The organism is Mesorhizobium sp. M0088 (assembly GCF_040322895.1).
Lineage (GTDB): Bacteria > Pseudomonadota > Alphaproteobacteria > Rhizobiales > Rhizobiaceae > Mesorhizobium.
The window spans coordinates 213,659-234,260 of sequence record NZ_JAMYUI010000007.1 but is presented as its reverse complement, the minus strand read 5'-3'; the positions used below and the strand labels follow the sequence as shown (position 1 = coordinate 234,260).

The window sequence follows — 20,602 nt, the reverse complement described above, 5'->3', positions numbered from 1 at the left end:
TCTCCCGGAAAAATTCTGCGTCGAAGGAGACTAGTTGTGATTGGAGAGCAAGACGTCCTTGGCTTCGTTAATCCGCGCCGCCAGGAAAGACGTGCCGCCGACATCGGGGTGCAGGCGCTGCATCAGGCGGCGGTGCGCCTTGCGGACATCCGCCGCGGCGGCCCCCGCTTCAAGACCAAGGACCTTGTAGGCCTCCTCCTTAGTCATGGCGCCCGGACCTGGCGCAACACCCAGCCCTTCGCCACCGTTCGTCTCAGCGTTTTTGCGCCAGACGGGAAATCTGCCGTCAAGATACGTCTCTAGCAACTGTCGGCTCTCCGGGTCGCTGGAGAGTTCGCGGTAGAGGTGTTGCAATTCCGCCAGCCCCATCGCGCCAAGCATCTTGCCTTCGTGGCGGCCAGCCAGGACCAGTCCTTCGAGGCCGCCGGTATCGTGATCGAGCTCCATTTCCAATGCCGCCGTGCGCACCGTCGAGCGTTTGCCCGGGGCAAGGCCGGCCGGCTGGCCTTTCATTCGCATGGAGCCATACCAGGCAATTGCCCCGGTGAGAATCATGCCGCCGATGCCTTCACGGCCGACCACAAGGACGGCGACGCCGACAACTGCCAGAAGAGCCGGCCCGAGCGTTCGCAGCGTGCTCGCCAGTTTCGCCGGCTCGGCACGCAGAAAGATCGTCACCGCGCCGAGAAGCAGCAAAAGCAACGCTACAAAAGCGATGATTGCGCCCATTATTTTCCGCCGCCCCGCAGATGCTCGATCATCAGCCGGTCTTCCGGCCTGCCCCTGGCTTCGAGCGCCTTCAACCCGCCGGTCGCATACACGGCGACGGCCGAAAGCAGCCCTGCCAAGGTCGCGGCAGCCCGCCGATTAAATCGGAACCAAGCCCCCTTGGAAAGCCGCGCAATCTCTTTGAATGCCTTTTCCGCGCCGGAATCATGGCCTTCCTGAAACACGAAGACGGGAACGCCATGAAGGCCGAGGCTGCCGGCCTTTTCGGCCAGATCGTCGATATTCTCTTCCATCGCGTCGCCGATGTAGACCAGCGCATTGACCTTGGCGGCCGCCGTCTGTTTCAGCGCATGCGTCAGGACCTTTCCGATCTGGGTGTGGCCGCTGCGGCATTCGATCCGCGTCATCAGCTGCTTCAAGGCATTGGTGTCGCTCACGAAAGCCGACGAACGGCACTCGCCGAGGCCGCGAAAATAAACCAGTTGCACGCTGAGGGTTCCGGCCTTGCCGACTGCGTCGAACATCTGGCCCTGCAGCGTGCAGGCCAGATCCCAGGTCGGCTGGCGGCTCATCGTCGCGTCGAGGGCAAGGATCAGCCTGCCCGAACCGGTCGCCGACGCGGCAAGTGTCCTCGCCTGACGAATGAAGGCGTCGATCTCGCCGGCGTTGGATTGAGGCTTGACCGGCGCAGGACTGGTCCTCGCTGGCACAGGCTGCTTCTTATCACTCATGAAAAACAAGATGTGGCGTTGCCACATCGCTTGCAAGCCCCACATCGGGCGGTGCAAAGGGCCAGGCGGTGATGCCACCTGGGGTCAGAGCAGACCGAGATCGGCCAGCTCGCGCCTGAGTTTCGGCGGCATCTCGATCAATCCGGCCTTGCCCTTACCCAGATCGAGCGGCGCGTCCGCCGGTTTCAGGTAGCGCCAGCCCTGAAAAGCCCGGCGCGGCTGCCAGTCGGTGCGTACAACCTCGGGGTCGAGTATCAGATGGCAACGGCCTATGCCTTCACTGTCGGTGAACGGCCGGATTTCGGTGATCAACTGGCGGCACTGCACATTGCCTTTGATCACCCAATAGAGCGAACCGCCATCGGTAACCTCGGCGCCGCGCGTCGGCATCATGCGGGTGGTGTGATACTGCTCGACCGGCTCACCGGCGCGCCGCCGCTCGTCGAGGCGGAAGGCGATCCACTCTTCGAGATCCTCGACGCTGTCGCAGCCGACACAGAGTTTTATGAGATTGAGAGACATCGCTTAAGGTTAGTCCCGCACGCGAACGCGTCAACGACCGGATCGACTTCTCCACAGCGGCGGTTTAGGCCAGCCTTCAGCACTCCACGACGTTGACTGCAAGCCCGCCAAGGCTGGTTTCCTTGTACTTCTCGTTCATGTCGAGGCCGGTCTGGCGCATGGTCTCGATCGCCGCATCGAGCGGTACGAAATGGATGCCGTCGCCCTTGATGGCCAGCGACGCGGCCGTCACCGCCTTGACCGCGCCCAGCGCATTGCGCTCGATGCACGGCACCTGAACCAGACCACCAACCGGATCGCAGGTCATGCCGAGATGATGTTCGAGCGCGATCTCGGCGGCATTCTCGACCTGTTCGGGCGTACCGCCCATGACGGCGCACAGGCCCGCTGCGGCCATCGCCGACGCGGAGCCTACCTCACCCTGGCAGCCGACCTCGGCGCCCGAGATCGATGCGTTGGTCTTGATGATGCCGCCAACGGCGGCAGCCGTCAGCAGGAAATCACGAATGCTCGGCTGGTCCGCCTCGGGATGGAAATGCAGCCAGTAGCGCAGCACCGCCGGCAGCGTGCCGGCAGCGCCATTGGTCGGCGCGGTGACCACGCGGCCGCCGGCGGCATTTTCCTCGTTCACGGCCATGGCGTAGATCGACAGCCAGTCATTGGCGAGCAAAGGATTGGGCTTGTTCTGCTGCCACTGCTCCTGCAGCTTATCGTGCAGCATGCGGGCACGGCGGCGCACCTTCAGCCCACCCGGCATGATGCCATCCTGCGACAGGCCACGGTCGATGCAGCCCTTCATGGCGCTCCAGATTCCGTCGAGGCCGGCGTCGAGCTCCTCGCGCGTCATCTGCGTCTCCTCGTTAACGCGTTTCATGTCGGCGATGGAAAGACCGCTTTTGCCGGCCATGGCCAGCATCTCGACCGCATTCTTGAACGGATAAGGCACTTTCTTGCCTTCGGTTGTCACCGAACCCTTGGCTTTCATCCGCTGCAGTTCTTCTTCGGAAACCACGAAGCCGCCGCCGATCGAATAATAGATGCGTTTGAGCAGCAGGCGGCCGCCGGCGTCATAGGCGTAGAACGCCATGCCGTTGGCGTGGCCGGTGAGCGGCGTCTTGCGGTCCAGCACCAGATCGGTGGCCGGATCGAAGCGATACGAGGGATGGCCGGGAGGCGAAATGCGCTTTTCGGCGGTGATGCGGCCAGCAATGCCATCCGCCTGATCGGGATCAACCGTCTGCGGCGTCAGACCGGCAAGGCCGAGCATGACGGCGCGATCACTGCCGTGGCCAATACCGGTGTAGGCGAGTGACCCGTGCAGGCTTGCGCCAAGCCGGTCGACCTTGACGCCCGCCGGACGCGGCCAGTCATTTCCCGCGACCTCGTCGAGAAACCGCGCAGCGGCGGTCATCGGCCCCATCGTGTGCGAACTCGAGGGTCCTATGCCGATCTTGAACAGGTCGAAAACCGAAAGGAACACGCGGCGTTGTCTCCTGGAGTCAGGTCGAGGACTACATATAGGAATTCCCACGATGTTTCCGCTCTTTTGGAAATCGCGGCGCTGCACCCGCCGACCTTGTTTGCTCCGGCAGCGACATTGGTACGATCGCTGTATGCGGACATCGAAGCGATTGCGCTGAATGTGATAAATTCAGTCCATGGGCGATTCCCTCGATCTTTCGACAGCCGATCTCGCGGCGCTGGCCTTCTTCCTCGTCGCGTGGCTGCTGCACACGTTCGCCTCCGACGGCAAGCTGGTCAGCCGCATGTCGCTGACGACGGCGATGAATGCACAGCGGCAAGCCTGGATGCGGACCATGGCCGAGCGCGAGATCCGCATCGTCGACACCGCCATTATGAGCGGGCTGCAGCAAGGCACCGCCTTCTTCGCCTCCAGCTCGCTGATCGCGATCGGCGGCTGCTTTGCCTTGCTCGGCGCGTCCGACCGGGTTCTTGAAGTGCTCAGCGACCTGCCCTTGGGTGGCGCGCCGTCGCGCGCGGCTTTTCAGATAAAGGTGTTCGGACTGGTGCTGATCCTGGCGTTTTCGTTCTTCAAATTCGGCTGGGCGTACCGGCTGTTCAACTATTGCACGATCCTGATCGGCGCAGTGCCGATCCCGCATGGCGAAGCCTCACGCAATCCGGTCACCGAAACGGCGGTGTGGCGTGCGGCGCAAATGAACATGCTGGCCGGAAAGCACTTCAACTCCGGCCTGCGCGGGGTGTTCTTCTCGATCGGTTATCTCGGCTGGTTCGTCGACCCCATGGTGTTCGTGTTGTCGACGCTGTTGCTGCTGGCCGTTCTGGTGCGGCGCCAGTTCTTCTCGGCCGCCAGGCAGGCGGTGATCGGTCAGCCGCCTGGAAAAGGCTGATCGATCCGGCCTGACAGCCAATATGCAAAAAGCCCGATCCATTCGCGGATGGCCATGGTGGTGGCCTGCAGTGAGTCGGCCGGATTATCGCGGAACAGCCCGATGCCTTCTTTGCCCGAGGTGCGATAGTCGACCGGCCAGGGAACGGTGGCGAAGCCAGCCTTGTCGAACAGCGCCTTGGCGCGCGGCATATGGAAGGCTGAGGTCACGAGCAGCCAGGTCTCGCCGGGCTTCGGCGTGACCAACTCCTTGGTGAAGACCGCGTTCTCATAGGTGTTGCGGGATTTGTTCTCCAGGATCAGACGATCGGCGGCCACGCCAAGCGCGGTGAGCAGGCGCGGCGCGGTTGCGGCATCGCCCTCGCCATCGAGAAACAACGCGCCGGTGCCGCCGGAGACGACCACCTTGGCGGTGGGAAAGCGCCGGGCCAGAACTGCGGTCTCGACCATCCGATCGCCGCTGCTGTTCAACTCATAGCCGCCGCGCGCCAGATTGATGGCGCCCTCAAAGCCGCCGCCGAGCACGACGATGCCGTCGACCTTTGCCGGCAGCGGCGGGCGCGCGAAGCGCTCTTCCAGCGGATTGAGCATCATGGCGCCGAGCGACGTCCAGGCTGACAGCGCAAGGATCAGAAATGCCAGCAAGCTGCCGGTGGCCGCCAGCCGCCGGCGCCCGATCATGGCCGCGAGCAGTCCCGCCAGCAGCAGGAAGATCGCCAGGTTGAGCGGCTGGATGAAGAACCAGAAGATCTTGGACAGGTAGAAGAACATCGCTCACCCCATTGCAGCGCCGCGCGGGCGTGGGCGCTCAAAGGACGCTAACACTTTGATTTTGCGCAGGATCCTTCCGAAAATCGATTCCGACTTTCAGGGCATGCGCTAGACGAGCGACGTCCCTACCACCACTTCTCCGGCTGGAACGTGCCTGCGGCCTGCTCGATGACGGCGGCGGTCTGGAACAGCGTTTCCTCGTCGAACGGCCGGCCGATCAGCTGCAGCCCGAGCGGCAGGCCCTTGGCGTCGAGCCCGGCGGGTACGGCGATGCCCGGCAGGCCGGCCATGTTCACCGTGACGGTGAAGATGTCATTGAGGTACATCTTGACCGGATCGGCAGCCATGTCCTCATCGGCGACGCCGAAGGCGGCGGAAGGCGTTGCCGGGGTCAGGATGACATCGACGCCGGCGGCGAAGACCGTCTCGAAATCCCGCTTGATCAGATTGCGCACCTTCTGCGCCTGCAGATAGTAGGCGTCGTAATAGCCGGCCGACAGCACATAGGTGCCGATCATGATGCGGCGCTTGACCTCGCGGCCGAAACCCGCGGCGCGGGTCTTCTCATACATGTCGACGATATCCTTGCCCGGCACGCGCAAGCCGTAGCGGACGCCATCATAGCGGGCGAGGTTGGACGAAGCCTCGGCCGGCGCCACGATGTAATAGGCGGGCAGCGCGTATTTCGTATGCGGCAGGGAAATGTCGACGATCTCCGCGCCGGCGTCCTTCAGCCAGGCAATGCCCTTCTGCCACAGCGCTTCGATCTCTTCGGGCATGCCGTCGACGCGGTATTCCCTGGGAATGCCGACCTTCATGCCCTTGATCGGCTTGCCGATCGCGGCCTCATAGTCCGGCACCGGCCGGTCGACCGACGTCGTGTCCTTCGGATCGACTGATGCCATCGACTTCAACAGGATCGCGGCATCGCGCACGTCGCGCGCGATCGGGCCGGCCTGGTCGAGCGACGAGGCGAACGCGACGATACCCCAGCGTGAGCAGCGGCCATAGGTCGGCTTGATGCCGACCGTCCCGGTGAAGGCGGCCGGCTGGCGGATCGAGCCGCCAGTGTCCGTCGCGGTCGCGCCGGCGCACAGGAAGGCGGAGACTGCCGTGGCCGACCCGCCAGAAGAGCCACCCGGCACCAACTGCGCATTGTCCAGGCTGCGCATTGTCCTCGTGCCGCCGGCCGAGACGAAGCCGCCGTCGCCCTGATGCGTCGTCGGTATCACCACCGTGTCGAGGCGCGAGCGCCGCCACGGATTGATGACCGGGCCATAGTAGGACGTCTCGTTGGACGAGCCCATGGCGAACTCGTCCATGTTGAGTTTGCCGAGCATAACGGCGCCGTCGGCCCACAGATTTGACGTAACGGTCGATTCGTAGCGCGGCTTGAACCCGTCGAGCACATGGCTGCAAGCCTGCGTGTGGACGCCTTCGGTGCCGAACAGGTCCTTGATCCCCAACGGAATGCCTTCCAGCGCACCGCCCTCGCCCTTGACCAGCCTGGCGTCGGACGCCTTGGCCATGTCGCGCGCCTTGTCGCCTGTCACCGCGACATAGGCATTGAGCGACGGATTGGCGCGCTCGATAGCGCCGAGATAGGCCTCGGTGATCTCGGTCGCGGTGATTTCCTTGCCGCGCAGCTTGGCGCGGGCCTGTGAAATCGTCAGCTGGGTCAGGTCGCTCATCAAAGGCTCTTTTCGTAAAACACCGACCACTCAGAATCGGAATAATCCAGCACCGGGCCGCAACGCGAAAACCCGGCGCGTTCGTAGACTGTCCACGCCGCGGGATGACGATCGCCCGTCTCCAGCACCAGTCGCTTCAGTCCCTCGTTGCGCGCCAGCGCCTCGACCCGCTCGACGATTTTCGCGCCGATCTTCTGGCCGCGATGCGACGGCCTGATATACATGCGCTTGACCTCGCCAATGGCGCCGTCATGACGCTTCAGCGCGCCGCAGCCAATGGCCAGGCCGTTATCTCGGGCGATGAAAACCGTCGTGTCCTCACCGGCCATCTGCTCAACCGTCAAATGGTAGCAATGCTCCGGCGGCGTCAGTTCGAGCAAGGTCTCGTTGAGTTCGGTGACCAGCCCGCGCAGGTCGTCCTGGAGCGGCGTCTCAATGGCGATCTCGATTGCCATCGGCGGACTTACTCCACGACCTTCGGCACGAGGAAGAAATTCTCTTCGGTCGCCGGCGCGTTGACGACGATGTCGGCCGCCTTGCCGCCGTCGGTGACGACATCGCTGCGCTTCTTCATGTCCATCGGCGTCACCGAGGTCATTGGCTCGACACCGGAAACATCGACCTCGTTCAGCTGCTCGACGAAGCCCAGAATGGCGTTCAGCTCGCCGGTCATCCGTTCGGCATCCTCTTCGCTCACCGCGATGCGGGCGAGATGCGCGACGCGCTTCACTGTCTGAAGATCTACGGACATGTTTTTGCCTCGGGGAAAACCAGTTCGGGCTATAGCGGCGCCGCGCGCGCTGCGCAACATGCATCGTGCGAGAGACCAGGCTGTGCCGACGGCCCGCTCATCGGCTCTCAGAATACGTCTATGGCAGGGCAACGCCTTCGCACAGATAGTAGCTGCCGCTGTTGCCGCTTGCTTCGCTTTCGTCGTCGACGGGCCGAACCGACACGAGATCGATCTGCTTCGCGTTCATTTGCGTCACCGAGAGAACGTCGGGAAAGACATAACCCGGTTCCTGGCAGATGGCCGTCACCGCCCAGCTCGGCGAAGCCGTCGCCTTGCTGATCTGCAGAAACTCGCAATTGTATTCGACGCTTTGCAGGCCGTATGCCGAAAGCACGATGTTGCCGGCGTCGATCAGCGTTTGCAGCGTGTCCTTCTTGGCCTGTTTGCAAAGCTCCTCGGACTGAAGGTAGACGCCTTCGATGAAATCATCCGCGGCGAGCGCGGGCGACGCCGCGACCAGTATGGAAACGCAAAAAGATTGCCTCAAAGCCATGGTTTCATTCCATTTTGGCTGCTTCTAAATCGTAATCGTGTCGCCAATCTTAGGCAAAGCCACCTTGATGCCGGATCCTTCCAGGCCGGCCTTGAACTTGTCGGCGGTCGGGTCGATCATCGGAAAGGTGCCGAAGTGACAGGGAACCACGGTGTCGAACTTGAAGAAGCGCCGGCAGGCAAGTGCGGCCACCGCGCCGCCCATGGTGAAGCGGTCGCCGATCGGCACAATGCCGATCTTCGGCTCGTGCAACTCGTTGATCAGCGCCATGTCGGAAAAGATGTCGGTGTCGCCCATGTGGTAGAGCGTCTTGTCTTCCGGGAAATGCAGGACGAGGCCGCCCGGATTGCCGAGATAGGTGTTCTGGCCACCTTCGCCGGGGAACGAGGATGAATGCAGCGCCTGGACGAAAGTGGTGGTGAAGCCGCCGCAATCGACGGTGCCGCCGATGTTGCCCGGGTTGATCTTCTTGTCGCTGGCGCCCTTGCCGACCAGGTACATGCAGATCTCGAAATCGGCGACTAGCTGGGCGCCGCTTTTGCCAAGCACTTCCAGCGCGCCGCTGATGTGGTCGCTGTGGCCATGCGTCAGCAGTACATGCGTGATTCCCTCCGCCGGTCCCTCCCAGCCGCCCGTCCAGGACGGATTGCCGATCAGATAGGGATCGATGAGGATCTTGGCATCAGCGGTCTCGATGCGAAAGGCCGAGTGGCCGTACCAGGTCAGTTTCATGAATGCATTCCTCGATTTTTATCTTGCCAAAGGATAGAACGCCGACGGCCCCGAGATCAAAGGGTTACTGTGTCCACCACGCGTTTGACAAAACACGTGGTGGTGAAATGCGAAGGACGGCCGGTGGGCATTATCACGATCGAGGAATTGCCGGCGCGGCTGACCGGCGGCAAGACGCTGGCGGGACTTGACCTCGGCGACAAGACGATCGGCGTCGCGGTCTCGGACCAGAGATTTTCCTTCGCCCATCCGCGCCCGGTCATCATGCGAAGGAAATTCTCGCTCGATGCGGCGGTGCTGCTCGCCTTGCTGCATAAGGAGAATGCCGGCGCGGTGGTGATTGGGCTGCCGATCAACATGGACGGTTCGGAAGGTCCGCGTGCGCAGAAATCGCGCGCCTTCGTTCGCAACATGGCCCAGATGAGCGACCTGCCCTTCGTGCTCTGGGATGAGAGACTATCGACGGTCGCGGCCGAAAGGACGCTGATCGAGATGGATTTCTCGCGCCGCAAGCGCGCCGGCAAGATCGATTCGGCGGCAGCCGCGTTTATTCTGCAGGGAGTTTTGGACCGGCTTCAGTCGCTCCACGCATCCGCTCGAACGGAACCGGACCCGCCCAGCGCTGTTTGACCCAGCCGGCGATTTCGCGGCGACGGCGGAAAGCCCAAAGCGCCATCAGCAGCAACCCGTCGAAGACGCACGTCTTCGCCACCATGCCGGGAATGATCGCCGGATCGATGCCGAGCATCTGACCATAGAGCTGGAAGAAGAAGTCGTGCATCTGTCGGCTGAGCATCGTGTAGCCGAAATTGAGATCATTGGCCGACAGATAGAACCAGCCCCAGAAAATCGCCATCGGCGCCGCCCAGAACCCGAAGATGTAACGCATCAGCGGCCTCCCCTGTGATTGGAGCCGGTCTTGGAGACCGTTCGGCCTGATATGAGTGAGAGCAGCGAATTGTGAGCCGCGGCTTTTGCCATGTCATGCGCGACGGCATGGATCTCGCTTTCGCCGGAAGCCGCTGCCGCAACCACGGACCGCCGCTCGGCAAGCATGGCGACATAGGACGCCAGAAGTGCCGTCAGCTGCACGGCAACCGCCATGAACAGCCCGTTGATGCCTTGCGCAGCACCTCCGATGACGATCAGCGACAACATGCCGGACGCGCAGATGAAGGCGATGCGGGCGACGCTGTCGGCGCCGGGACTGGTCGCGTCGTTGACCAGGGCTTCGACAAAGGCCCAGAAAAACAGAACCGCGACGACAAGCAATGCGGTGGCGAGCGGCGCCACGACAACGAAATTGTCGAGGTCGACGAAGCGGGTACCCTCGATTGTGGTGCCCAGCACGCCGAGCGCCGCCGCCACACCCCGGTTTCCGTCGATGCAGATGAGCGCAAGCAGGGCGAAAACAATCGCCCAGTGCAAGGCCAGAAAAGAGGTCAGTACCTGTCGCATCGGTGTTCCTGCTTCGCAAAGCAAGAGACGGCCAATCTGAACCACTCCCTGCTCTCGCGGGGACAGTGGGCCTTGCCGTCCGCCATCGCAACGGAAACCATTTGTTAAGGTTAACGGCGATTAGCCATACGCGTGAGGATGCCCGCCAACGCGTCAAAACTGTGGATGGCGCCGGTTTTTGCGATGCTCGCCGCTCAGTTCACCGGCGGATAGAGCGTGTCGATGATCATGCGTGCATCGTGGCGCGAGTCGACCATGCCATAGGTGTTGCGCCATTGGCCGGCCAAACGCGTCTCGACGAAAGCGTCGGCGATCCGCCCGGCCCCCAAACGGCGCAATTCCGCCGCCGCAGCCGACAGTGCCAGCTGCTCGGTCAGCAGCCGGGCCGAACCTTCGTCGGTTGAAGCAACCTGCATCGCCGCCTTCAGAACGCCGATCGTGCCGCGTCCGCCGGCGCCGAGATCACGGTCGATGCCGGCCAGCACATCCTCGAACAGGCCGGGCGCACGGCCGAGCACGCGCAGCACATCAAGCGCCATGACATTGCCCGAGCCTTCCCAGATCGCGTTGACCGGGGCCTCGCGATAGTAGCGGGCGAGTGGCGCCTCCTCGACGTAGCCGTTGCCGCCTAGGCACTCCATCGCCTCATAGAGCAGCGGGGGCGCGATCTTGCAGACCCAGTATTTGACGACCGGCGTCATGGCCCGGGCAAACGCCGCCTCGCCGCGATCGCTGGCCGCCTCGTCGAAGGAGCGCGCCAACCGGAACGACAGCGCGGTGGCGGCGGCGACGTCGAGCGCCATGTCGGCCAGAACGCGCTGCATCAACGGCTGCTCGATCAGGGTCGAACCGAACACCTGGCGATGGCGGGCGTGGTGAACGGCCTCGGCGAGGCCCGCGCGCATGATCGCCGACGAGGCGATGGCACAATCGAGCCGGGTCAGGGTGACCATGTCCATGATCGTCTTCACACCGGCACCGGGTTCGCCGACCATCTCGCCGATGGCATTGACGAATTCGACTTCGGAGGAGGCGTTGGAACGGTTGCCGAGCTTGTCCTTCAGTCGCTGAAAGCGGAAGCCGTTGCCCGAACCATCACCGAGAACGCGCGGCACGAGGAAGCACGACAGCCCCTCCGGCGCCTGCGCCAGCACCAGGAACGCATCCGACATCGGCGCCGACATGAACCATTTGTGCCCCGTCAGACGATAAAAACCGCTGCCGGCGCGTTCCGCCCTCGTCACATTGGCGCGCACATCGGTGCCGCCCTGCTTCTCGGTCATGCCCATGCCGAGCGTCAGCCCGGTCTTCTCGACCGGCGGTTTCTGGCTCTGGTCGTATTTGCGCGTCGTCACGCGCGGCGCCCATTCGCGAAACAGTTTTGGGCTGGCCATCAAGGCCGCCAGCGAAGCGTTGGTCATGGTGATGGGGCACAGATGCCCGGTCTCGAGCTCCGCCGTCAGATAAAACCGGGCGGCACGGACTTGATGGCGGCGGCCGATCTCGGTGTCGCCGTTCTCCCACACCGAGGAATGCAGCCCGTTGGCCACAGAGCGGCGCATCAAGGCGTGATAGGCGGGATGGAACTCGACCACGTCGATGCGCCGTCCCTGGCGATCATGCGTCCTGAGCTTCGGCGTCTCGACATTGGCGAGGCGCGCCAGTTCCTGCGCCTCCTGCGTCAGCACGAAGCGGCCGAGACCGTCGAGATCTTTGCGCACCGGATCGGAAAAACGCTCCGCGAGCTGGATCAGCAACGGATCGCCCCGCCAGGCGTTGCCGCCCGTCAGCGGCGGCGGCTGGTTCGTCACGTCGTCGGTCACGCCCAATCCTTCTATCGTCAGAAAGCCCCGAATCCGAGGCTGTCGGCTAGATATAGCCAAGCCATGCAGCGCGCGCGATGAAAATACCGGCCGATACAATCGGCCATCTATACGAAAAAATTGAGGAGAACGGCTGCAATGCAAAGCTGGCGCTTGCAGCCGCAAAGTCTCCACCCTATAGCAGCGCCTTGAGATGACCGACGCTTCGTCCCCCTATCCTCATCGCCATCTTCTGGGCATCCGCGACCTTTCCCCCGCCGATATCGAGCTGTTGCTCGACAGGGCGGACCGAGCGGTCGCGATCTCGCGGCAGTCCGAGAAGAAAACCTCGACGCTGCGCGGCCGCACACAGATCAACCTCTTTTATGAAGCCTCGACGCGCACGCAGTCGTCGTTCGAGTTGGCCGGAAAGCGGCTCGGCGCCGATGTGATGAACATGTCGGTTGCGAGTTCTTCGGTGAAGAAGGGCGAAACGCTCATCGATACGGCGATGACGCTGAATGCGATGCGGCCCGACATATTGATCATCCGTCACCAATCGGCCGGTGCGGCCGCGCTTCTGGCGCAGAAGGTCGGCTGCTCCGTCGTCAATGCCGGCGACGGCGCGCATGAACACCCGACACAGGCGCTGCTCGATGCGCTGACCATTCGTCGCGCCAAGGGCCCGCTGTCGAAGCTCATCGTGGCAATCTGCGGCGACATCCTGCATTCGCGCGTGGCACGTTCCAACATCATGCTGCTCAACGCGCTCGGCGCGCAGGTGCGCGTCGTCGCACCGTCGACGCTTCTGCCCACCGGCATCGAGAAGATGGGCGTCATCGTCACCCGCTCGATGGCCGAGGGCCTCAAGGACGCCGATGTGGTGATGATGCTGCGCCTGCAGCGCGAGCGCATGGAAGGCGCGTTCGTGCCTTCGGTGCGCGAGTATTTCCGCTATTTCGGCCTTGATGCGGAAAAACTGAAGGCGGCCAAGGGCGATGCGCTGGTGATGCACCCCGGGCCGATGAACCGCGGCGTCGAGATCGCCTCGGAAATCGCCGACGGTCCGCAGAGCGTCATCCAGGAACAGGTCGAAATGGGCGTCGCCGTGCGCATGGCCGTCATGGAAGCGCTGCTTGACCCGCGCCGCAATAATGAAGGCCGCGGCGCATGAGCATAACGGTCTTCGAGCGCGTCCGCATTATCGACCCGTCGCGCGGCATCGACGAAGTCGGCGCCGTCGTCGTCGACGGCCGCAAGATCGTTGCCGCCGGCAAGGCGGCGCTAAACCAGGGCGCGCCCGAGGGCGCCACCGTTGTCGACTGCGCCGGCAAGGCGATCATCCCAGGCCTGATCGACGGCCGCGTCTTCATCGGCGAACCGGGCGGCGAGCATCGCGAAACCATCGCGTCGGCAAGTGTCGCGGCGGCGGCCGGCGGCGTCACCTCTATCGTCATGATGCCCGACACCGACCCGGTGATCGACAATGTCGCGCTGGTCGAGTTCGTGCTGCGCACGGCCAAGGACACGGCGATCGTCAACGTCTTTCCAGCGGCGGCGATCACCAAGGGCCTCGACGGGCGCGAAATGACCGAGTTCGGCCTGCTGCGCGAAGCCGGAGCGGTCGCCTTCACCGATGGCCGCCACACCATATCGAGCGCGCTGGTGATGCGCCGCGCGCTGACCTATGCGCGCGACTTCGGCGCCACCATCGTGCATGAGACGCAGGATGCGGACCTCGGTTCATCCGGCGTGATGAATGAAGGCCTCTACGCCAGCTGGCTCGGCCTTTCCGGCATTCCGCGCGAAGCCGAATCCATCCCGCTGGAACGCGACCTGGCCTTGGCGCGGCTGACGCGCGGTTCGTACCACGCAGCAAAGATCTCGACGGCGATGGCGGCAAACGCCGTTACGCGTGCGAAAATCGACGGGGCGACGGTGACGTCAGGCGTGGCGATCCACAATCTGTCGCTGAATGAAAACGATGTCGGCGAATACCGCACCTTCTTCCGCCTGACGCCGCCATTGCGCGCCGAGGAAGACCGGCTGGCGATGATCGATGCGGTCAGGGACGGCACGATCGACATCATCGTCTCCTCGCACGATCCGCAGGACGTCGACACCAAGCGCCTGCCCTTTGCCGATGCGGCGGCCGGCGCCATAGGGTTGGAGACGCTGCTGGGCGCCGCACTGCGGCTCTACCACAATGGCGATGTGCCGTTGCTCCGGCTGATCGAAACCCTGTCCACCGCTCCCGCAAAACTGTTCGGCCTGCCCGGCGGCACGCTGAAGCCGGGTGCTGTCGCCGATCTTGCGCTTGTCGATCTCGACGAACCCTGGATCGTCAGCGAAAGCGGTATTCGTTCGCGGTCGAAAAACACCTGTTTCGAAGGCGCGCGACTACAAGGCAAGGTCTTGCAAACGCTGGTTGCGGGCCGCACAGTGTTTTCCGCCTGAACCGGCCACGGCGCACCGCGCCTGATCCGGCCAAACTGCGGAAATGCGGGGGAAACAATGACTTACAGCCTCATCCCAGCGCTCGTGTTCGGCTATTTGCTTGGCTCGATTCCGTTCGGGCTCCTGCTCACCCGCGCGGCCGGCCTTGGCGATGTGCGCAAGATCGGCTCCGGCAATATCGGTGCCACCAATGTTCTGCGCACCGGCAACAAGGCCCTTGCCGCCGCGACGCTGCTGCTTGACGCGCTGAAGGGCACGGTCGCCGTGCTGATAGCAGGCCATTTCGCGCCTGACCTGGCGATCTGGGCCGGTCTCGGCGCCTTTCTCGGTCATCTCTTCCCGGTCTGGCTCGGTTTCAAGGGCGGCAAGGGCGTCGCCACCTATCTCGGCGTGCTGATCGGCCTTGCCTGGCAGGTGGCGCTGATCTTTGCCGTCGCCTGGCTGGTGATGGCATTTCTGTTCCGTTATTCCTCGCTGGCGGCGCTGACGGCGGCGGTCATCGTGCCGATCGCTCTCTATGTCCTGAGCACACCGCAGAATGCGGCCTTGTTCGTGGTGATGAGCATCATCGTTTTCATCAAGCACCGGGAAAACATTTCGCGCCTGCTTGCCGGCACCGAGGGCAAGATCGGAGCCAAGGGGTGAGCGAGCCTGCCGCCGTGGTGAGTGGGCCGGCCGCCGGGCCGCGTCTCAGCGACCGGCAGCGGCTGAGCTGGCTGCGGCTGATCCGCACCCAGAATGTCGGCCCCGCATCCTTTCGCGACCTCATCAACCGTTTCGGTTCGGCCGAGGTGGCGCTGGAAATATTGCCGGAACTGATGATTTCAGGCGGCGCCATCCGGATCGCTCGCATCCCTTCCATTGCCGAAGCCGAGGCCGAACTGGAATTAGCCGGAAAGGCCGGCGCCCGCTTTGTCGGGATCGGTGAAGCAGATTACCCACCCCTATTGCGCAACATGGACCATCCGCCGCCGCTGCTGGCGGTAAAGGGCAATGCCGCCGTGTTCCGGTTGCCGGGTCTCGCCATCGTAGGCGCACGCAACGCATCGCTGGCCGGCATCAAGATGGCACGCATGCTGGCAGCCGACCTCGGCCGCGACGGCTACGCAATCGTCTCCGGCCTGGCGCGCGGCATCGACACCGCGGCGCATCAGGGCAGCCTTGCGACCGGCACGATCGGCGTCCTGGCCGGCGGCCTCGACCTGCCTTACCCGCCTGAAAATGCCGGCCTGTGCGAGGAAATTGCCGAGCGCGGCGCCGTCATTTCGGAAATGCCGTTCGGCTGGCAGCCCCGCGCCCAGGATTTCCCACGCCGCAACCGCCTTGTCGCGGGTGCGGCCCTTGGGCTGGTGGTGGTCGAGGCAGCGCAACGCTCGGGGTCTCTGATCAGCGCCAGGCTTGCCGGCGAAATGGGCCGGCTGGTCTTCGCCGTACCGGGCTCACCGCTCGATCCACGCGCCGCCGGCACCAATGGCCTGCTCAAGGATGGCGCCACCCTGGTCACCGAGGCATCGGATATTTCCAGGGCGATCGCCCCGCTGACCGGCATGCGGGCGCCCGACGTGCCGCCGTTCGAAGAGCCGCCCGACTTCTCGGCCACACCACCGCCCGGCGAAAGCGACCGCGCCCGCGTCATCGAGGCGCTCGGCCCGACGCCAGTGGCGGTCGACGAGATCATCCGCCACACCGGCCTGCACCCGGCCCAGGTGTTCATGGTGCTGCTGGAACTCGACCTCGCCGGCCGCCTCGAGCGCCATACCGGAGGCAATGTTTCGCTGGTGTTCGGGGAGGCTTCCGTCTGAGGCTGTTTGCATTTCGCGCGCCAAGCTGCTTCGAGAAGCTCGGCGAGGATAGCCTTTTCATCTGGCTTTCCGCTTTGCCGCGTCTGCTCATCTGTTCGACGCCAAGACCGCTCGGCGATTGTAGGCAAAGGTCTGATATCCCGACGCAAAGACCCCAAGCGGCAGTTTGCCCTTGCCACTCGCGTCCGTTGGCACCAATCTCGCTCAGCCGCTCATCGGTGGATGTCGGCATGACAGGATCTTGCCATGACCCGCGATCAGATGCTCGCCCACCTGCGGTCCGCCGACGCCGTCGCGCGCGAGGCGGCGGCGCATGGGCATCATCCGTTTGGTTGCGTGCTGGTCGGGCCGGACGATCGGGTGCTGATGCGGCAAGGCAATCTCGACGCGGTGCGCCACGCCGAGACGGAGATCGCCCGGCGCGCCGCGGCTGCCTACGAGCCGAAGTTCCTGTGGCAATGCACGCTGGTCTCAACCTTCGAGCCGTGCGCCATGTGCGCCGGCACGATGTATTGGGCCAATATCGGGCGGCTGGTTTACGGGGTCGAGGAGACCAAGCTCCTGGCGCTCACCGGGGATCACGCGGAGAATCCGACGATGAGCCTCTCTTCGCGCACCGTCCTCGGCCCCGGCCAGAAAAAGATCGAGGTCTTTGGCCCCTTCCCCGAAATCGCCGACGAGATGCTCGTACCGCACCGTGATTTCTGGAAGCGCTGACGGCTTCTCCCCGCAGCTATAGTGGATTTAGAACGATTTTGGTGAGCGCGTCGGGGTTCGAACCCGAGACCTACTGATTAAAAGTCAGTTGCTCTACCGGCTGAGCTACGCGCTCCCGCGGGCGCGAAAGGCAGCCCTCGAAATTGCGCGGAACATAGGGAGAGTGCCTCGGCCGGTCAACCGGAAAAAGAGCATTCGCAAGCCTGGCTTTTCCAGTACGGCCATCAGGCCTGAGCGGCCGCTTCCATCATGAGTGGCGCCGCCCTGGCAGAGCAATTGCACGACCGGTCTGCCGCGCCGCCAGCAGGCCGGAGAAACATTACAAATCAGCAACTTGGTATTTTAACGAGGAACCTTCCCTCCTATCACCCGTTGTCTCGCCACAAGGGACGTCAATCACCCTTTCGAAGGAGAAAAATAATGAACAAGATCGTATCGGGTATACTGGCGACCACATTGTCGGTTTCGTTCGCGGCAGCCGCCGGTCCGGCCAACGCCGCCCAGATGTTCGCGCCGCAGGCACCGGAAGCTTCGTCAAATGTCTTGAACATCGAAGCCCGCAACGGTGACTACCAATGGAAGAAGCGCCATGGCGAACGCCGCAACTTCAGCCGCAATTTCAACGGCAAGCGGAACTTTGCCCGCAACAATGATCGTGGCGTGTATTGGAACGGCCACCGCGGCTATCGCGAATACCATCGCGGCTATCGCCGCCATGGCGACAACTGGTTCCCGCTGGCTGCCTTCGCGACTGGCGCGCTGATCACCGGCGCGATCATCAACAATGAAAACAACCGCGTCTATGAAGGCAATTCGCATGTGCAGTGGTGCTATGATCACTATCGCAGCTACCGCTCTTCGGACAACACGTTCCAGCCGAATTACGGCCCTCGCAAGGAGTGCCGCTCGCCCTATTGATTTGTGAGTGAGTGCCAATAGCTGACGAGTAGACCCGTGCCAGAATCTGTCGCGGGTCTTCTCTTTTCAGTAAGCATGGGAGCCGGCATCAGCCAGCCCAACTGATGGCCTTGATGATGTAAAAACGTGCATCGCCTTCCGAAGGTGAGCGATATGCTCCAAGGGCGTCGCAAATTCGAACCGCCGCGGCGCTCAGTTCCCAACCAAGCACTTCCAGGTCGTCATCGACATCCGTCACGTAAGACTGGGTCAGTTCGTCAATGCTATTTGTCTCGCCGAAGGATCGAACCCGTTTTGCGTCGATCATAACGTCATCGGGCCAATTTGAATTTGCCCAGGCCCAGAGCCAACTCTGCGACTTAGCGCTCGTGGACCCGGCAATCTGGACCTCTGCGGTGACTTTGATTTCTCCGCCCTTGGAAAACAAAAGTCTTCTGGTCTCAATGTCATAATCATAGCGAGACCAGTGGCCGAGCTGGAAGTCTTTCTCCAAGCGGTCATTCTTGGCATTCAGTTGTTCGATAGCCTCGTCGCGCCAAGCAGGATACCAGTCTGGCTTCATTATTCCCCTCGCCCCATTAGACAACGGTTATGACACGCTGAGCGTCCTGCGCACAGCATCGCGCCAACCAGCGAGCTTGGCTACGCGCACAGAGCCATCCATGTCCGGCTGGAACCTCCGCTCCAGCGCCCAGCTTTTCGCGAACTTATCGGCATCCGGCCAAACGCCAGCTTTCGAGCCGGCCAGCCAGGCTGCACCGAGCGCGGTCGTCTCGAGAATGGTCGGGCGGTCGACCGGTGCATCGAGGATGTCGGCCAGACGCTGCATGGTCCAGTCCGACGCCACCATGCCGCCGTCGACCCGCAGTACGGTCTTGGCCGAAGCCCCCTTCCAGTCCTTGCGCATGGCGTCGAGCAGGTCGCGTGTCTGGTAGGCGACGGATTCCAGCGCGGCGCGGGCAAACTCAGCCGGGCCGGAATTGCGCGTCAGTCCGAAAATGGCGCCGCGTGCCTCGGCGTCCCAATGCGGCGCGCCGAGCCCGACGAAGGCCGGCACCAAGTAGACGTTTTGGGTTGGATCGGCTTCATCAGCCAGTTTGCCGCTTTGTTCGGCCTTGCCGATCACCTTGATGCCATCGCGCAGCCATTGGACCGCGGCACCGGCAATAAAGATCGAGCCTTCCAGCGCGTAGGTCGTCTTGCCGTTCAGCCGGTAGGCGATGGTGGTCAGCAGCCGGTTCTTCGAACGCACGAGGTCGCTGCCTGTGTTGAGCAGCGCAAAACAGCCGGTGCCATAGGTCGCCTTCATCATGCCCGGCTCGAAACAGGCCTGGCCGATGGTCGCCGCGTGCTGGTCGCCGGCGACGCCGAGGATTCCTATCTCGGCGCCAAAGAGATTTTTCTCTGTGATTCCATAGTCATCGGCACAGTCTTTTACTTCAGGAAGCATTTTTGCCGGGATGTTGAGGATAGCCAGCAGCTCGTCGTCCCAGGCATTTTTCTCGATGTTGTAAACCAGCGTGCGCGAGGCGTTGGTGGCGTCCGTGGCGTGGACCTTGCCGCCGGTCAGCCGCCAGATCAAAAAGCTGTCGATGGTGCCGGCGAGCAATTCGCCCTTCTCGGCGCGTTTTCTCGCGCCTTTCACCTTGTCCAGAATCCAGGCGATCTTGGTGCCGGAAAAATAGGGATCGAGCAGGAGGCCGGTCTTGCGGGTGAACTTTTTCTCCAACCCCTGCTTCCTGAGTTTCTGGCACAGCGACGCGGTGCGCCGGTCCTGCCAGACAATGGCATTGTGGATCGGCTTGCCGGTCGCCCTGTCCCAGATGACGACGGTCTCGCGCTGATTGGTGATGCCGATCGCGGCCACGTCGGAAGCATTCCGGCCGGCCTTCTTCAGCGCCGCCTTCACGGTCGACACCACACTCGCCCAGATATCTTCCGGATCGTGCTCGACCCAGCCGGAGGCCGGATAGTGCTGGGCGAATTCCTTTTGCCCGCTGCCGGCGACCTTCATCTCGCCGTCGAACAGGATCGCCCGGGTCGAAGTCGTGCCCTGGTCGATGGCAAGGATATATCTGGTCAATTTCGGCAATCCTGTTTGATCTCAAGCCTGCCTTGATGAAGTTGCAGCCCGATCGGCGCGACGCAGACAGAAAGGTTTTTCAATTTCTCGCCTGAATTCAGCGCTTTGGATACTGCGTCCGCATAGCTGGATGCATCTGCGATGACCCGCACGGCGGAAGCAGGCAGAAGCTCGCGCGCGAGATTGTCATGGATCGGTTGAAAGACCGGATGCCGAGCGACCTTGAAGGTATGCGACTGGCCGCTGCGGTCGCTCAGCACGTATTCAAAATCCCTTGGCGCGGAGAGCTTTCTCAATGCGTATTCCGCGATGATCTCTGGAACGAGTTCATAGCCCAGCCGCAATTCGGGATTCTGCAGGACAAGGTCCAATCGATCCGAGGTAGCTTCGGTTTCGCTTTGATAGCCGTATTCAGCCAGATGCAGCTTTGCCAGTTGGAGGCTGAAATCCTGTGTGAAAAGCAGTTGCCCGTTCTCACCGGCAATAGCTGGAGCCCAAGGTGCGGCACGCCGAAAAAGCGAGAAAATCAACG

At 62.9% G+C, this 20,602-nt stretch carries 24 protein-coding genes and 1 tRNA gene; 8 read left to right on the top strand and 17 right to left on the bottom strand.

Annotated elements, in window-relative coordinates:
* Positions 1 to 30: 30 nt before the first annotated feature.
* The 4 genes from NKJ67_RS11200 to NKJ67_RS11185 form a co-directional block, all read right to left on the bottom strand.
* The gene (locus NKJ67_RS11200; protein WP_127272505.1) at positions 31 to 729 is read right to left on the bottom strand and encodes a DnaJ domain-containing protein; all 699 of its coding nucleotides are present in this window, start codon (positions 727 to 729) and stop codon (positions 31 to 33) included.
* Positions 729 to 1,460, bottom strand: coding sequence for a vWA domain-containing protein (locus tag NKJ67_RS11195; RefSeq protein ID WP_352581353.1), 732 nt, complete (start codon positions 1,458 to 1,460; stop codon positions 729 to 731). The genes NKJ67_RS11200 and NKJ67_RS11195 overlap by 1 nt, the downstream gene beginning before the upstream one ends.
* Positions 1,461 to 1,544: 84 nt before the next feature.
* Positions 1,545 to 1,982, bottom strand: coding sequence for a DUF1489 family protein (locus NKJ67_RS11190; RefSeq protein ID WP_013531780.1), 438 nt, complete (start codon positions 1,980 to 1,982; stop codon positions 1,545 to 1,547).
* A 76-nt stretch (positions 1,983 to 2,058) separates the two neighbouring features.
* Positions 2,059 to 3,462 carry an L-serine ammonia-lyase gene (locus NKJ67_RS11185; protein ID WP_127380108.1) on the bottom strand — a complete coding sequence of 468 codons (1,404 nt, stop codon included), beginning with the start codon at positions 3,460 to 3,462 and terminating at the stop codon, positions 2,059 to 2,061.
* Between the two features lie 178 nt (positions 3,463 to 3,640).
* On the opposite strand from NKJ67_RS11185, the gene NKJ67_RS11180 reads away from it, so the two are divergent.
* Positions 3,641 to 4,354, top strand: coding sequence for a DUF599 domain-containing protein (locus NKJ67_RS11180; protein WP_027161543.1), 714 nt, complete (start codon positions 3,641 to 3,643; stop codon positions 4,352 to 4,354).
* On the opposite strand, the gene NKJ67_RS11175 is transcribed toward NKJ67_RS11180, so the two are convergent.
* The 6 genes from NKJ67_RS11175 to NKJ67_RS11150 all read right to left on the bottom strand — a co-directional run bounded on the left by NKJ67_RS11175 (position 4,333) and on the right by NKJ67_RS11150 (position 8,833).
* A complete protein-coding gene (locus NKJ67_RS11175; protein WP_127276740.1) occupies positions 4,333 to 5,124 on the bottom strand; it encodes a YdcF family protein in 792 nt (263 codons plus the stop codon). The genes NKJ67_RS11180 and NKJ67_RS11175 overlap by 22 nt on opposite strands.
* 125 nt (positions 5,125 to 5,249) lie before the next feature.
* Positions 5,250 to 6,815, bottom strand: coding sequence for an amidase (locus NKJ67_RS11170; RefSeq protein ID WP_352581350.1), 1,566 nt, complete (start codon positions 6,813 to 6,815; stop codon positions 5,250 to 5,252).
* Positions 6,815 to 7,270, bottom strand: a complete 456-nt coding sequence (locus tag NKJ67_RS11165) for a GNAT family N-acetyltransferase (RefSeq protein ID WP_352581349.1) — start codon at positions 7,268 to 7,270, stop codon at positions 6,815 to 6,817. Before NKJ67_RS11165 ends, NKJ67_RS11170 begins: the two co-directional genes overlap by 1 nt.
* 8 nt (positions 7,271 to 7,278) lie before the next feature.
* Positions 7,279 to 7,566, bottom strand: coding sequence for an Asp-tRNA(Asn)/Glu-tRNA(Gln) amidotransferase subunit GatC (gatC, locus tag NKJ67_RS11160; protein ID WP_127272494.1), 288 nt, complete (start codon positions 7,564 to 7,566; stop codon positions 7,279 to 7,281).
* 118 nt (positions 7,567 to 7,684) lie between these two features.
* Positions 7,685 to 8,101: a hypothetical protein gene (locus tag NKJ67_RS11155; protein WP_127321156.1), complete on the bottom strand. Its 417-nt coding sequence runs from the start codon at positions 8,099 to 8,101 to the stop codon at positions 7,685 to 7,687.
* Positions 8,102 to 8,125: 24 nt separating this feature from the next.
* Entirely contained in the window at positions 8,126 to 8,833 is a 708-nt protein-coding gene (locus NKJ67_RS11150; RefSeq protein WP_352581348.1) for a metal-dependent hydrolase, read from the bottom strand.
* Between the two features lie 123 nt (positions 8,834 to 8,956).
* Between NKJ67_RS11150 and ruvX the strand changes: the two genes are divergently transcribed.
* Positions 8,957 to 9,463: a Holliday junction resolvase RuvX gene (gene ruvX / locus NKJ67_RS11145; RefSeq protein WP_128308140.1), complete on the top strand. Its 507-nt coding sequence runs from the start codon at positions 8,957 to 8,959 to the stop codon at positions 9,461 to 9,463.
* On the opposite strand, the gene NKJ67_RS11140 is transcribed toward ruvX, so the two are convergent.
* The 3 genes from NKJ67_RS11140 to NKJ67_RS11130 all read right to left on the bottom strand — a co-directional run bounded on the left by NKJ67_RS11140 (position 9,381) and on the right by NKJ67_RS11130 (position 12,114).
* Positions 9,381 to 9,722, bottom strand: coding sequence for a DUF6105 family protein (locus tag NKJ67_RS11140; protein WP_128308139.1), 342 nt, complete (start codon positions 9,720 to 9,722; stop codon positions 9,381 to 9,383). The two genes, ruvX and NKJ67_RS11140, sit on opposite strands and share 83 nt — an antisense overlap.
* Complete coding sequence (locus NKJ67_RS11135; RefSeq protein WP_128363085.1) at positions 9,722 to 10,291, bottom strand: hypothetical protein; 570 nt, start codon at positions 10,289 to 10,291, stop codon at positions 9,722 to 9,724. Before NKJ67_RS11135 ends, NKJ67_RS11140 begins: the two co-directional genes overlap by 1 nt.
* 194 nt (positions 10,292 to 10,485) lie before the next feature.
* Positions 10,486 to 12,114, bottom strand: coding sequence for a DNA alkylation response protein (locus NKJ67_RS11130; RefSeq protein WP_127327335.1), 1,629 nt, complete (start codon positions 12,112 to 12,114; stop codon positions 10,486 to 10,488).
* 193 nt (positions 12,115 to 12,307) lie between these two features.
* Here NKJ67_RS11130 and NKJ67_RS11125 point away from each other — a divergent pair, with 193 nt between their 5' ends.
* From NKJ67_RS11125 to NKJ67_RS11105, 5 genes are all read left to right on the top strand, one after another.
* Positions 12,308 to 13,267 carry an aspartate carbamoyltransferase catalytic subunit gene (locus NKJ67_RS11125; protein ID WP_127321160.1) on the top strand — a complete coding sequence of 320 codons (960 nt, stop codon included), beginning with the start codon at positions 12,308 to 12,310 and terminating at the stop codon, positions 13,265 to 13,267.
* On the top strand, positions 13,264 to 14,550 hold the full coding sequence (locus tag NKJ67_RS11120) for a dihydroorotase (RefSeq protein WP_352581347.1): 1,287 nt from the start codon (positions 13,264 to 13,266) through the stop codon (positions 14,548 to 14,550). Before NKJ67_RS11125 ends, NKJ67_RS11120 begins: the two co-directional genes overlap by 4 nt.
* A 57-nt stretch (positions 14,551 to 14,607) precedes the next feature.
* Positions 14,608 to 15,195, top strand: a complete 588-nt coding sequence (plsY, locus tag NKJ67_RS11115) for a glycerol-3-phosphate 1-O-acyltransferase PlsY (RefSeq protein WP_352581346.1) — start codon at positions 14,608 to 14,610, stop codon at positions 15,193 to 15,195.
* A 17-nt stretch (positions 15,196 to 15,212) separates the two neighbouring features.
* Positions 15,213 to 16,352 carry a DNA-processing protein DprA gene (gene dprA / locus NKJ67_RS11110; protein ID WP_352581365.1) on the top strand — a complete coding sequence of 380 codons (1,140 nt, stop codon included), beginning with the start codon at positions 15,213 to 15,215 and terminating at the stop codon, positions 16,350 to 16,352.
* A gap of 246 nt (positions 16,353 to 16,598) precedes the next feature.
* Positions 16,599 to 17,069, top strand: coding sequence for a nucleoside deaminase (locus tag NKJ67_RS11105; protein WP_352581345.1), 471 nt, complete (start codon positions 16,599 to 16,601; stop codon positions 17,067 to 17,069).
* A 39-nt stretch (positions 17,070 to 17,108) separates the two neighbouring features.
* Here NKJ67_RS11105 and NKJ67_RS11100 read toward each other — a convergent pair.
* Positions 17,109 to 17,184: transfer RNA gene (locus tag NKJ67_RS11100), tRNA-Lys, on the bottom strand.
* Between the two features lie 305 nt (positions 17,185 to 17,489).
* Here NKJ67_RS11100 and NKJ67_RS11095 point away from each other — a divergent pair.
* Positions 17,490 to 17,987: a BA14K family protein gene (locus NKJ67_RS11095; RefSeq protein ID WP_352581344.1), complete on the top strand. Its 498-nt coding sequence runs from the start codon at positions 17,490 to 17,492 to the stop codon at positions 17,985 to 17,987.
* Positions 17,988 to 18,075: 88 nt separating this feature from the next.
* Here the strand turns inward: NKJ67_RS11095 and NKJ67_RS11090 are convergent, their stop codons facing one another.
* Genes NKJ67_RS11090 through NKJ67_RS11080 form a run of 3 tightly spaced genes read right to left on the bottom strand, consistent with a single transcriptional unit; the run spans position 18,076 to position 20,600 of the window.
* Complete coding sequence (locus NKJ67_RS11090) at positions 18,076 to 18,549, bottom strand: DUF6882 domain-containing protein (RefSeq protein ID WP_352581343.1); 474 nt, start codon at positions 18,547 to 18,549, stop codon at positions 18,076 to 18,078.
* A 27-nt stretch (positions 18,550 to 18,576) separates the two neighbouring features.
* A complete protein-coding gene (glpK, locus tag NKJ67_RS11085) occupies positions 18,577 to 20,070 on the bottom strand; it encodes a glycerol kinase GlpK (protein ID WP_352581342.1) in 1,494 nt (497 codons plus the stop codon).
* Positions 20,067 to 20,600 carry a hypothetical protein gene (locus NKJ67_RS11080; RefSeq protein ID WP_352581341.1) on the bottom strand — a complete coding sequence of 178 codons (534 nt, stop codon included), beginning with the start codon at positions 20,598 to 20,600 and terminating at the stop codon, positions 20,067 to 20,069. The genes glpK and NKJ67_RS11080 overlap by 4 nt, the downstream gene beginning before the upstream one ends.
* Positions 20,601 to 20,602: the final 2 nt, after the last annotated feature.